13 protein-coding genes are annotated in these 11,361 nt (G+C 35.4%); 8 read left to right on the forward strand and 5 right to left on the reverse strand.

The genetic code is table 11. The features are described from left to right. Nucleotides 1-22: 22 nt before the first annotated feature. Nucleotides 23-874 (reverse strand): mechanosensitive ion channel family protein, encoded by an 852-nt coding sequence (locus tag CP355_RS05545; protein ID WP_098044066.1) that lies wholly within the window; start codon nt 872-874, stop codon nt 23-25. Nucleotides 875-1,003: 129 nt separating this feature from the next. On the opposite strand from CP355_RS05545, the gene CP355_RS05550 reads away from it, so the two are divergent. Continuing rightward, a complete protein-coding gene (locus CP355_RS05550) occupies nt 1,004-1,429 on the forward strand; it encodes a DUF948 domain-containing protein (protein ID WP_003627742.1) in 426 nt (141 codons plus the stop codon). A gap of 17 nt (nt 1,430-1,446) precedes the next feature. After that, nucleotides 1,447-1,815, forward strand: a complete 369-nt coding sequence (locus tag CP355_RS05555) for a hypothetical protein (protein WP_025005173.1) — start codon at nt 1,447-1,449, stop codon at nt 1,813-1,815. A gap of 65 nt (nt 1,816-1,880) precedes the next feature. Here the strand turns inward: CP355_RS05555 and CP355_RS05560 are convergent, their stop codons facing one another. After that, nucleotides 1,881-2,987 carry a Xaa-Pro peptidase family protein gene (locus CP355_RS05560; RefSeq protein ID WP_098036978.1) on the reverse strand — a complete coding sequence of 369 codons (1,107 nt, stop codon included), beginning with the start codon at nt 2,985-2,987 and terminating at the stop codon, nt 1,881-1,883. A 145-nt stretch (nt 2,988-3,132) separates the two neighbouring features. On the opposite strand from CP355_RS05560, the gene CP355_RS05565 reads away from it, so the two are divergent. Further along, entirely contained in the window at nt 3,133-4,134 is a 1,002-nt protein-coding gene (locus CP355_RS05565) for a substrate-binding domain-containing protein (protein WP_087176020.1), read from the forward strand. Between the two features lie 47 nt (nt 4,135-4,181). Here CP355_RS05565 and CP355_RS05570 read toward each other — a convergent pair whose 3' ends face one another. Beyond that, nucleotides 4,182-5,552, reverse strand: coding sequence for a glycerophosphodiester phosphodiesterase (locus CP355_RS05570; protein WP_098044067.1), 1,371 nt, complete (start codon nt 5,550-5,552; stop codon nt 4,182-4,184). Nucleotides 5,553-5,645: 93 nt separating this feature from the next. Between CP355_RS05570 and CP355_RS05575 the strand changes: the two genes are divergently transcribed. The 5 genes from CP355_RS05575 to CP355_RS05595 are packed head-to-tail and all read left to right on the forward strand — an operon-like array spanning nt 5,646 to nt 9,363. Next, on the forward strand, nt 5,646-5,966 hold the full coding sequence (locus CP355_RS05575) for a hypothetical protein (RefSeq protein ID WP_025005169.1): 321 nt from the start codon (nt 5,646-5,648) through the stop codon (nt 5,964-5,966). A gap of 14 nt (nt 5,967-5,980) precedes the next feature. Then, a complete protein-coding gene (locus CP355_RS05580) occupies nt 5,981-7,372 on the forward strand; it encodes a bifunctional UDP-sugar hydrolase/5'-nucleotidase (RefSeq protein ID WP_098044068.1) in 1,392 nt (463 codons plus the stop codon). Continuing rightward, nucleotides 7,356-7,979, forward strand: a complete 624-nt coding sequence (locus CP355_RS05585; protein ID WP_098044069.1) for a YutD family protein — start codon at nt 7,356-7,358, stop codon at nt 7,977-7,979. Before CP355_RS05580 ends, CP355_RS05585 begins: the two co-directional genes overlap by 17 nt. Next, nucleotides 7,979-8,758: a TIGR01457 family HAD-type hydrolase gene (locus CP355_RS05590; RefSeq protein WP_098044070.1), complete on the forward strand. Its 780-nt coding sequence runs from the start codon at nt 7,979-7,981 to the stop codon at nt 8,756-8,758. The genes CP355_RS05585 and CP355_RS05590 overlap by 1 nt, the downstream gene beginning before the upstream one ends. Then, nucleotides 8,755-9,363, forward strand: coding sequence for a TIGR01906 family membrane protein (locus CP355_RS05595; protein WP_098036973.1), 609 nt, complete (start codon nt 8,755-8,757; stop codon nt 9,361-9,363). The genes CP355_RS05590 and CP355_RS05595 overlap by 4 nt, the downstream gene beginning before the upstream one ends. 12 nt (nt 9,364-9,375) lie before the next feature. On the opposite strand, the gene CP355_RS05600 is transcribed toward CP355_RS05595, so the two are convergent. Further along, the gene (locus CP355_RS05600) at nt 9,376-10,026 is read right to left on the reverse strand and encodes a VTT domain-containing protein (RefSeq protein ID WP_025005164.1); all 651 of its coding nucleotides are present in this window, start codon (nt 10,024-10,026) and stop codon (nt 9,376-9,378) included. 9 nt (nt 10,027-10,035) lie between these two features. Continuing rightward, a complete protein-coding gene (locus tag CP355_RS05605; protein WP_162606866.1) occupies nt 10,036-11,031 on the reverse strand; it encodes an NAD(P)/FAD-dependent oxidoreductase in 996 nt (331 codons plus the stop codon). Between the last annotated feature and the right edge of the window lie 330 nt (nt 11,032-11,361).

The raw sequence follows: 11,361 nt of genomic DNA on the forward strand, positions 1-11,361 counted from the left end.
TTTTCGTTCTAAACACTTTTTTCTATGCGCTAGTTTTGATTGTACTAGCAGTTGTTGCAAATTTAATATCATTTTTTTGCAAAGCTTGAATGTATTTACCTAAATATAAATTTTTAACTATCGATTGCTTTTCAGGTTTTACCTTAAAATAAACGCCATAGGTAACTGTGCGTCCATTTTGCCCAGTAACCCCAATAATTGAAGGGCCAGAAGAAACGGTGCCTTTTTCAGGTTTAATTGATTTATTAACCTCTTTAATAATTTTGGTGATATGACTAAAGTCATTGTCTGCATCTAATTCAAGATTAATAGTTAGTCCAATAGCATTATGGGCCAGATTTTGTACAATCGTAATATTGCGGTTAGGAATGTAAATTATTGAACCATCTGATGCTTTTAATCGAGTGGTTCTAAGACCTAATTGATCTACAGTACCGACTTGACCATTAATGGAAACTGTATCGCCGACATCAAATTGGTCTTCACTTAAAATGAAGAAGCCGTTAACTAAATCACTCACAAAACCTTGGGCCCCCATACCTAAGGCAAGAGAGAAAATTCCGGCACTGGCTAATAAAGTTCCCACTGGCACGCCGATAATGGATAAAATACCGAAAAGATAAAAGAATATCAAGGTATATTGAAAGATACTGTTGATTAAAGCAGTAATTGTTTTAGTCCTTTTATTTCTAATTGTATTGTGTCTAGCCAAGTAGTTGTTAATTATCTTGTGACCAAAGTGGGATAAAAGGTAAAAGATTAGGGTAGTAATGGCTAGTTGCCAAATAATTGATAGAAAATTTTGCCCAATTTTGTCCCAATTGAACTGAATTTTATGCAGACTGAAATGAGTAGGTAATGTGGGTATTTTCATAAATAGTTTTATAATATCCTTTCTTGAATTTAATAGGTTATAATAAAAGAATAACAAGACATTAATTGAGAATAAAGTATATTCATGCTAGACTTTTTTTAGATGGTATATGGAGGTAGAAGTTAGAAGATGACAATTTCTTATGGTGCTTTAGCAGGTTTAATTGCCGCAATTGCATTCTTAATTTTAGTATTATTTACGATCCCTATGCTTATTCGTACAGCAAAAGTTTTGAAAGAAACAAGTGCTACTATTCAGACAACTAATGAATCAATGAAGAAGCTTTCTGAAGATATGGATGGTCTGATGGATCAAACTCATAATTTATTAGATCAAACTAACGACCTAATGATCGATGTTAATGGTAAAATGAAGACGTTGGATCCAGTAGTAAAAGCTGCTGCTGATTTGGGTGAGAGCGTATCAGAATTGAATGATTCATCAAAGAAGATCGCTAAACGCTTTAGTAGCAATCATTTTAGTCACGCTGGTCTTGTTTCTTCAATTGCGGCTACTGCTTTTGCAAGACGCAGACGCCGTAGAGGTGAAAATTAATAAAGGAGGATTTCACTATGAAAAAATTTGCAAGTTTCGTATTAGGTGCTGTAGCTGGTTGTGCAGCAGGCTTTATTGCAGGTTCATTACTTGTTAGTGATGAACAAGTTGATGATGTTAAGAACAAGATTAAAGACAACGATAAACTTCAAGATTTGAAGAAGAAGTACGACAATGGTACTGAAATCGTTAAGAATCAATTAGCTTCATTCCCAAAGAACGTTGAAGATGATTCAGAATTAAAGGACTTCGATGACATCGTTATTGATGATTCAAACAAGGACAATGATGTTGCTGATGGCGATAACGCAGAAAAATCAGTTGATGATTTGAACAATGCTGAAAATGACAATACTGCCTCAACTCCAGATAATTCAGAAGAATAATCAATTATTCATCGCAAAATAAAAAGCTGACGTCATGTCAGCTTTTTTTGCGTCTAAATTTTAGATTAATCTCTAACAGGGATAATCTTCAAGTCTTTATTGGTATGTGTAAATGTCTTAAAACCATCCTTGGTTACGACACCACAGTCTTCAATTCTTACTCCAGCAAAGCCAGGGATGTAGATACCTGGTTCAATGGAGAAGCACATCCCCTCTTCAAGAACTAAATCATTGCCTTGAACGATTGATGGATATTCGTGGACATTTTTACCGATACCGTGGCCTAAACGGTGAATGAAGTATTCGCCATAGCCGGCTTTAGTAATGATATCACGAGCAACGCTATCAAGTTCTTCAGCAGTAATACCAGGCTTAGCAGCTTCAATTGCGGCTTGTTGCGCTTCGCGGTCAACTTCGTAAATTTCACGTTGCTTGTCTGATGGCGTACCATAAGCGACTGTTCTACTTGAGTCAGATGCGTAACCATCATGCATAGTACCTAAGTCGAATAAAACTAATTCGTTAGGTTGAACAGTGTTCATAGTTGGACCAAGGTGTGGGTTAGCTGCGTTCTTACCAGCTTGGACGATCGTTTCAAAACTTTCGTGCATTACGCCTTTTTGAATCTTTAATTGGTAATCAATTTGACCAGCAATACTTCTTTCAGTCACACCGGTTCTGATTGCATCAAAACCAATTTGAAAGGCAAAATCAGCTTCGGCACCAGCGCCTTGTAATTTTTTAATTTCTTCTGGTGTCTTGTAAAGACGAAGTCTTTCAATGAATGAAGAAACATCATTAGTAAAACTTGCATTTGGAAATTCGCCGCGCAGGTATTGGTAATGAGCAACGGAAAGATCGTCTTTTTCGATAGCCCAGGTGTGAGTATCTTTAGTTCTCTTTCTTACGTTGTTGGCGATTAATTCCCATGGATCTTCTGAATCAAGGTAACCAAAAACGTCACCGTTCCATTCAGAATCTTTTGCTTCTTCTACATTTAAAGCAGGGCAGAAAATAAAAGGATCTGCATCTTTAAATACGAGCAAAGCAAAGATACGTTCATGAGGATCCATAGAATATCCCGTGAAGTAAGAAATAGTAATTGGGTTAGAAATGTATGCAATATCATTGTTTGAATCTTGCAGCCATTGTTGTAATTTATCTAAGTTCATAAATAGCCTCTTTTTTTGTTAGTTTAGTGTCAGTATATCATGTTTTTGTATGAAAAAATGAAAGAAAATCTGTAAACGTTTGCACTTAGAGCAAAATAATGATAAATTAAGGTGAAGGATTTTTCGGAAGGACTGAGAATAAGCGATGCATAAACAAGAAGTTACAATTTATGATGTTGCTCGAGAAGCTAAGGTGTCTATGGCGACAGTTTCTCGTGTTGTTAACGGCAATAATAATGTGAGAAAAGAGACACGTGATCGTGTTCTTGAAGTAATTAAAAGATTACACTATCAACCAAATGCTGTAGCGCAAGGTTTAGCATCTAAGCGTACCACTACAGTAGGGTTAATCGTCCCAGATTTGACTAATTTATATTTTGCAGAATTATCTAAGGGTATTGATGATATTGCACTTTTATACAAGTATAACATTATCATTACCAGTATTGAAAATCGTTTGATGAAGGAAGATCAAGTAATTCAAAGTTTGCTTAATAAGCAAGTAGATGGCGTGATCTACATGTCAAACCGTTTGCCAAACGAAGCTGCAGAAGCATTTAAGAGAACTAATACTCCAGTAGTATTAGCTGGGACTAAGGATAATCGCGATGAGTTTGCATCCGTAACTATTGATTATAAGAAAGCTGATACCGAAGCATTGAATTTATTAATGCACGATGGCAAGAAGAACTTGGCACTCGTGGTTGGTGATGAAGATGCAGTGGTAAATGGTGAAAATAGAATTCCAGCATACAAAGACTTTATCAAAGAGAATAATCTGGGTGAACCACATGTTTACACCGGGGTTAAGGATTATTCAGATGGTTACAATTTATACCCACAACTCGTTAAAGATGGTATCGATGGTGTAATTGTTACCCGTGATATTTCATCTGTTGGTATTTTGAACTCAGCCATGGATGCAGGCAAGAAGATACCAGAGGATTTGGAAATTGTTACTGCAAGTGCAACTCAACTTGCTTCTGTTGTTCGTCCAGCCTTGACTACAATCAAGCAGCCACTTTATGATATGGGTGCGGTAGCTATGAGAATGTTAACTAAGTTGATGAATAATGAAGAAGTTGACGAAACTCATATTGAATTGCCATATGAATTAGTTAAAAAACAAAGTACTTTAAATCAATAAAAAGTATCAAAAAAAGAAGTAGTTGATAAAAACTGCTTTTTTTTAATTTAGTGAATAATTTGATTAATTTGTTTTCGCTTTTGCCAATAAGTTGATGTGAAGATTAATTTATTAGGATTGAAAGTCAATAAAACTAAGTTCGTGTATTTGCTTACTCGTGGCAAGTTGTTATATTGCTGAAAAGCTTTTTTATTGAAAAAGCCGTAGAAAAGTATTTGATCAGCCTTAATCCAACCTTTCTTGGTGTAAAGCCACATGTTCTTAGGACCGCCATTAAAGTTTTGAATTTTAAATAATGTGTTAGCAGGCAAGAATTTCTTTGTTTTTGCTTGATTGTCAGGATAACTATAAATTGCTACTTTAGTGTTAGGCTTAGCAATTATTTTTTTATTTTCATAAGGTGCAATATCATTACGGCGTAAATCTAAGTTGACGAATTCCGCTGAAATAAAAGTTTTTTCTGCTATCTGATAGTATAATTTGTTGTCGACTCGCACGCCGTAAGTTACATTAACTTTTTGGTTAGGTCGAACGTATTTCTTTTCCTTAATTCGGACATAGGGATTCATCATAGTAGGGGTCTTAGTTTTACCAAAATAGATTCCTGTTCGATTGATAGCATATTTTTTAGTACCACTTTTGGCTAATTTATATTTAAACCCAGTAGCGGGGAAGTTGGTAACGACTCCATCGACATTACGATTAATTAACCAATGCCAAAGAGCAGGTGATTCATCCATTTCTGCCCAGACAAATAATTGTTTATGCAATTTGTGGAGCCAGTGAATTAAGAAGGGATGCTCTTGAACAATGTCAGAAGCGGCGTTTACGGCATTTACTTGAGGCAAAATACTGAAGTTAATGCGTTTTAAGCTACCTACAATGAAGATTAAATAAGCATCAGGCATTATTTTTCTAAAATGAAACAGACTTGCTGCAGAAAATGAATGAATCATGATACGTTTTTGCATATGATACTTCTTAACTACTGCAGCAATTTTATCTTCTAATTCGTAAGATGGGTTGATACTATGATCAATCTTGGTTTCTAAAACAAATTTGGCGCTAGGTTTATTTTTATAATGCTCAAATAATTCATTAAGCGACATTACGTGTTCGCCATTATCGTACTTTAGCTGTTTAAGTGTCTCAAAGTTATTTTGTGATACAATTGCATGTGTATGAGTGACTCGCTCAAGGTCGTCATCATGAGAGATGACTAAAACTCCATCTTTGGAAAGTTGGAGATCGAGTTCGACGTAATCAGCACCAGAATTGAAGGCAGAATCATCAGACTGAATAGTTTCTTCAGGATACTTGATGGGATCGCCGCGGTGACCAACAACAGTAAAACCACTTGTCGTTAAAAAGATTAAGCTAAAAAAAAGAGCCCAAAATAGTTGGCTTTTAAATTTCATATGTGTACACCTCTATCGCATATTAACAATAGCATGGTTACACATTTTTTTCTATTTATAGTATGATTCTGTTATTCCAAAAGGGTGAAATTGATGGAACAATTGGATTTAATTGAAGAGATTACCAGAAATGATGGTAGTCGTTATTATGAAATTTCTAATATTGATCAAAATGGAATTGCTGAATTAGCGGTGGACCATGGTGAAATTAAAAAAGTACGGATATTACAGTTGAATATTCCGCGTACTACTGCATTAATTGAGTATGAAAAATATATCAATGATACTTATGATTTGCAGACATTGACTAATGAAGATGATTGGAAAAATCCTAAGTGGGTAGAATGGGATAAGCCTAAAGGCAAAATTTTGGATGCTTATCACATGATATTGAAGGCCAATCGAATTGGATAGAAAGTAGTACAAAAATGGAAACTTTGCGAATTTTACATACTAATGATCTACACTCACATTTTGAACACTTTCCTAAAATTGGGCGCTATTTAAAAAAGGCTCAGGCAGATACTTCAGTTGATGAAGTTTATACTTTTGATGCCGGTGACTTTATGGATCGTTCGCATCCCTTAACCGATGCAACTGAAGGCCAAGCTAATATTAAATTAATGAATGGCTTTCACTATGATGCGATCACGATTGGCAACAATGAAGGAATATCTAATCCGCACTGGGTGTTAGAAAGATTGTTTGATCATGCTGATTTCCCAGTAATTTTGGCTAATTTGCGTGAAGAAGACGAATCCATGCCTAAATGGGCAGTGGGTCATAAAATTATTAAAACCAAGAAAAACACGCGAATTGCTTTAATCGGCCTTACTGCAGCATATCCCATGACTTATGGTCCTAATCACTGGCATGTCAAAATGCTAGGTCATGCAATGGATCAACAATTAGCTCAAATTAAGGATCAATATGATGTTTTGATTCTGATTACTCATGTAGGACTTAAAATGGACCGCTGGCTTGCCAAGAATTATCCGCAAATCGATCTGATCGTTGGTGGTCACAGTCATGATCTATTAGCTCATGGTGAAAAAGTTGAACATACTTGGATTACCCAAACTGGAAAATGGGGTAATTACGTTGGCGATATTCATGTTGAACTCGAAAACCACCATGTAACTAAAATCGTGCCTGATACGATTCCTACAGCTTCAATGCCAGAAATGCCAGAAGATGAGGCAGTTATTCAAGGCTACTATGATAAAGGTCAAAAACTTTTGTCTGAACATAAAGTAGCTAAGCTGCCTGAAAAATTTAATGATGACAAAATTGCGGCAGTTCAAGTTTCGCTTGATGCGATTGCTGATTTTGCCAAGACAGATTTAGCAATTTTGAGTTCAGGATTATTTTTGACCCCATTTAAGAGTGGAGTTTTAACTCAGTATGATTTGCAAAAGGCATTGCCACATCCTATGCATGTTGTGCGTTCTACCTTAAAAGGCAGCGATCTTTGGCGTTTAGTAATGGAAATTGAAAAGAATCGCCATTATTTGGATCATTTTCATTTGCAAGGGATGAGCTTTAGAGGCAAGATCTTTGGGCAAATGTATTACAAGGGAATTAAAGTAGATACTCGTAAGCGAATCGTTTATGCCAATGGTCATGAGATTGATCCAGAAGAAGAGTATCAAATCGCTTGCCTTGATCACTATGTATTAGTGCCATTCTTCCCGACTTTAGCTATTGTTGGTGAAAATGAATTCCTATTCCCTCAATTTTTGCGTGAAGTTGTTGGCAATTATTTAGCTAAAATATACCCACTATCATCGAGAAGTGAAGTAAATGACAGAAAAAAATAAAACTAATTCAGAAAAAAGCGCAGAGGAAAAAGTAAATAAATTTGAAGAAGAGAAGCCTTTGCGTCATCCGCTTGCTAACGTAGTACAGGATGGTAAAAGTATAAAAATTAATGATCAGTTATATACCATTGTCACTAATGAACGGGATGCGCTCGATCTAGAAATGCTCCGTAAAAAATATGATCCATTTTTGGATCAATATGATTATTTAGTAGGGGATGTTTCAAGTGACCACCTGCGCTTAAAAGGCTTTTATAAAGATGAAGCTCGCACTTCGATTGATAAAAAAGAGATGGCGATCGTAGATTATTTAACTGAATATTGTAATCCGGGTGGGCCGTATTTTATTTTGGAATTAACTAATCCTACTCATCATTATTCACATCAAAGACCGCGCAAAACGCATTATGAACGTGAACGTAATCGTAAGAATGATCGCTTCCACTCACGTCGACGTCACGGCAAGGGATATCGTAAAACTGAAAATAATCCATTCAAGAAGCGTCGAGTTCATCAAACCAAATTTAAAAAGAAGCAGTCAATTGCAGTCAAAAAAGAATTTGGACGTCATCATTCTTTTATTATTAAGAAAAGAAAGGGAAACTAGTGAAAGATTACCGGGTATTTTTAATTGACTTAGATGGGACAGTTTATCGTGGCAAGGATACTGTTGAATCAGGAGTAAGATTTGTTCATCGTTTAATTGAGCAAAAAAAAGATTATTTATTTTTAACCAATAATACGACTAGAACACCTCAAATGGTGGTCGATAAATTAAAGAGACACGGGGTAGAAACCGATACTGATCATATTTATACGCCAAGTATGGCGACAGCCAGTTATATTTTGAGTCAGAATAAAGATCATTCAAATAAAAAGATCGGTTTATACATCATTGGCGAAATCGGCTTATGGAGAGAGCTATTGCAGCATACTGAATTTGAACTTAATGAGGAAAATCCTGATTACGTTATTGTCGGGATGGACAAGGATTTGACTTATCATAAAGTTCGTGTAGCCTCAAGAGCGATTAGACGCGGGGCTACTTTTATTGGTACTAATGCTGATATGAATTTGCCTACAGGGGATGAATTAATCCCAGGCAATGGATCTCAGTGCGTTTTTGTTGCAGCGGCTAGTGGGGTAGATCCGTTATACATTGGTAAACCAGAATCTATCATCGTAAAAAAGGCTTTAGCTAAAGTAGGATATTCTAAAGATGATGCCTTACTAGTAGGTGATAACTACGATACTGATATCAAAGCAGGTTTTAATAGTGATGTAGATCAATTATTAACTTTGACGGGTGTAACTCAAAAAGAAGATATTGTTGGCAAACGCCAACCAACGTATGTGGTTGATAACTTAGACGAATTCGAACTATGATTACAAAAGATAATTTTTTTGGACTGATATATCATTTTTTGTTTGCCATTTCGAGTAGTGTAGTGGGAGCTATTGTCGCTAGCTGGCCGCTTTTGTTTATTTTTATGCTGGTACAAAAGACATATGAGACTGTTCACATGTCTTTATTTCAAGTAATGCATAATTATAACCAGTTGATGATTTATTTGATCTGGCCCTTTAAAAAGCGGCTTAAAATGGATAATTTTCCCACATCCGCTAATGCAGCAGAACATTTTGCGGAATGTAAGCAATTATTCGTTTTTGCTGTACTCGTATTTATTGTTTGTTTAATGCTGTATTTTGTTTTTAAAAAGCGTAGAAAAAAAGCGCTGCTTAGCTTGGATAAATCTGCAGCACTTATTTTATTGTTATTGCCAATCGTAGTATTTCCTTTTGCAGTAACCAATTTTGATAGTTTTTTTATAATTTTTCACCACATGTTGTTTAACAACAATGATTGGTTATTCGATCCGAATACTGATCCGATAATCAATGTGTTAACCGAAGGCTTTTTTGCATCTTGTTTTGCAGTAGCCGGGATTATTTACGAATTATATTTTGCTGAAAAGTTGTTACGAAGATAAAAAAGAGTTCCATTAGTGGAACTCTTTTTTGAGTGAGATTTTTTTCTTCAAAGCTACGATGGCAATTGGAACAACTGAAACCAGGATGATGGCAATTACAATCATTGAGAAATGATCTTTTACTACAGGGATGTTACCAAAGAAGAATCCGATAACAGTAAATAATCCTGTCCAAAGTAAACCACCGATAATATTATAAGCAATAAATTTACCGTAATGCATTTTGCTACCGCCAGAAATAAAGGGGACAAATGTCCGGATAAATGGAATAAATCTTCCGATCACAATTGTAATTGGACCATGGCGTTCAAAGAACTTTTCTGCAGCTAGTCGATTATTTTGATTGATTAATTTATTGAACCAACTGTGTTTTTCACCTGCTCTAGTAGACCATGCTCCAATTTCATAATTGGCGGTGTCACCTAGTATGGCAGCTAAGGCAACGATTAAATATATTAGCCAAATATTTAAACCATATTTTGGGTTAGCGGCCATCGCACTAGCGGCAAAGATAAGTGAATCACCTGGCAAGAATGGGAAAATAACTACACCAGTTTCAATAAAAATGATGGCGAACAAGATCAAGTAAGACCAACCACCAAATTGGTTAACGATTGTGACCAAGTGGTCATCAATATGTAAGATAAAATCGATTAAAGTCATTTCTTTCTCCTAAATGCTAGTTGAGTGAATGGTTAAAGTTTTTTCTGGAAATAGATCACGCATAATAGAAGTAATAGCGATTTGAGCTTCTCCAAAACCTAAAGCAATTAGAGGAACCCGTCCAGGATAGCTTACTACGTCTCCAGCAGCATAGATTCCATCAATGTTGGTTTTCATCGTTGGATCAACAGCAATATTAGTTCCGTTGAGCTCGATTCCCCATTTTTTTACAAAACGATTATTAGCTTTGAAACCATAAGCGACAATAATTTGATCAAACTGCTCATGGCGTGGTTGAACATCACCCATACCTTTAAGAGTTATATCCAATTGATTATTAACTAATTGGATGTCCTTTGGAAGATAGGGAGTTAAAATTTCGACGTTTGCTAAAGAACGAAGCTTTTTAACGTTGGATTCAAGACCGCGGAATTCATTACGACGATGGATAATTTTGACATTTGTATAATTTGCCAATTCAATTGCTAAATCAAGAGCAGAATCGCCTCCACCGAAGACGCCTATCTTTTGGTTGGCAAAATCTTTAGGGTCTTTAATGAAGTAGTGGACTCTTTTTTGAATATCTTCATTCATCTTCAATGGTAATTCTTTAGGTTTGAATGCTCCTGCACCTGTAGCAATAATAATGCTTTTGGCTAATACCATATCATCTAAGATGAAACCGTCGTCGCTTTTTTTAACATCATTAACTTTATGATTAGTAATAATTTCGGTTTCCTTTGGTAAACCTGATTTTAAATTTTGGATTAAGGCTGTTCCACTGATTGTATTATAAGCAGGGATGTCACTAATTTGTTTAAATGGATAAAGCATTTGGGGCTGACCACCAACCTCAGATAATGAATCGAAGATTAAATTAGACAAGCCATGCAAGTGAGCAAAATGAGCTGCAAATAATCCAACAGGACCGGCACCTATAATTGCGAGATCAACTTTTTTAATTTTTAAAACCTCCTCTAAGTGTTGATGTATCAACTTTAACATGATTTAAGACAATAATCATTTAAAATTTGTACTTGTTTAAATCTGTTGACTAAGGTATATTAATTAAGTCGTCTTTTGAAGGACAGATTTAATTAATAAAAAAATACTTGCAAAACCAAGTTAAGTATTATATATTAATAAAGTCGTCTTGAAAGATGACGAAGAGCTCGAGAGCTTTAAAAAAGTTTTTGAAAAAAAGACTTGCAAAGTTAAAGCAAAACGAGTAATATATTTAAATGTCGTCAGGCGAGAGCCGAGGCGACGAAAAATAAATCAAAAAAGTTCTTGACAAAGGATTTGAGATTTGATAAAATATAAAAGCCGTCTGGT

This window comes from Lactobacillus sp. UMNPBX4 (assembly GCF_002554115.1).
Lineage (GTDB): Bacteria > Bacillota > Bacilli > Lactobacillales > Lactobacillaceae > Lactobacillus > Lactobacillus gallinarum.

What these genes read in the sequence shown, in the direction of transcription:
- CP355_RS05545 (WP_098044066.1), bottom strand. Translation starts at nt 874, where the DNA reads ATGAAAATACCCACATTACCTACTCATTTCAGTCTGCATAAAATTCAG.
- CP355_RS05550 (WP_003627742.1), top strand. Translation starts at nt 1,004, where the DNA reads ATGACAATTTCTTATGGTGCTTTAGCAGGTTTAATTGCCGCAATTGCA.
- CP355_RS05555 (WP_025005173.1), top strand. Translation starts at nt 1,447, where the DNA reads ATGAAAAAATTTGCAAGTTTCGTATTAGGTGCTGTAGCTGGTTGTGCA.
- CP355_RS05560 (WP_098036978.1), bottom strand. Translation starts at nt 2,987, where the DNA reads ATGAACTTAGATAAATTACAACAATGGCTGCAAGATTCAAACAATGAT.
- CP355_RS05565 (WP_087176020.1), top strand. Translation starts at nt 3,133, where the DNA reads ATGCATAAACAAGAAGTTACAATTTATGATGTTGCTCGAGAAGCTAAG.
- CP355_RS05570 (WP_098044067.1), bottom strand. Translation starts at nt 5,552, where the DNA reads ATGAAATTTAAAAGCCAACTATTTTGGGCTCTTTTTTTTAGCTTAATC.
- CP355_RS05575 (WP_025005169.1), top strand. Translation starts at nt 5,646, where the DNA reads ATGGAACAATTGGATTTAATTGAAGAGATTACCAGAAATGATGGTAGT.
- CP355_RS05580 (WP_098044068.1), top strand. Translation starts at nt 5,981, where the DNA reads ATGGAAACTTTGCGAATTTTACATACTAATGATCTACACTCACATTTT.
- CP355_RS05585 (WP_098044069.1), top strand. Translation starts at nt 7,356, where the DNA reads ATGACAGAAAAAAATAAAACTAATTCAGAAAAAAGCGCAGAGGAAAAA.
- CP355_RS05595 (WP_098036973.1), top strand. Translation starts at nt 8,755, where the DNA reads ATGATTACAAAAGATAATTTTTTTGGACTGATATATCATTTTTTGTTT.
- CP355_RS05600 (WP_025005164.1), bottom strand. Translation starts at nt 10,026, where the DNA reads ATGACTTTAATCGATTTTATCTTACATATTGATGACCACTTGGTCACA.
- CP355_RS05605 (WP_162606866.1), bottom strand. Translation starts at nt 11,031, where the DNA reads ATGTTAAAGTTGATACATCAACACTTAGAGGAGGTTTTAAAAATTAAA.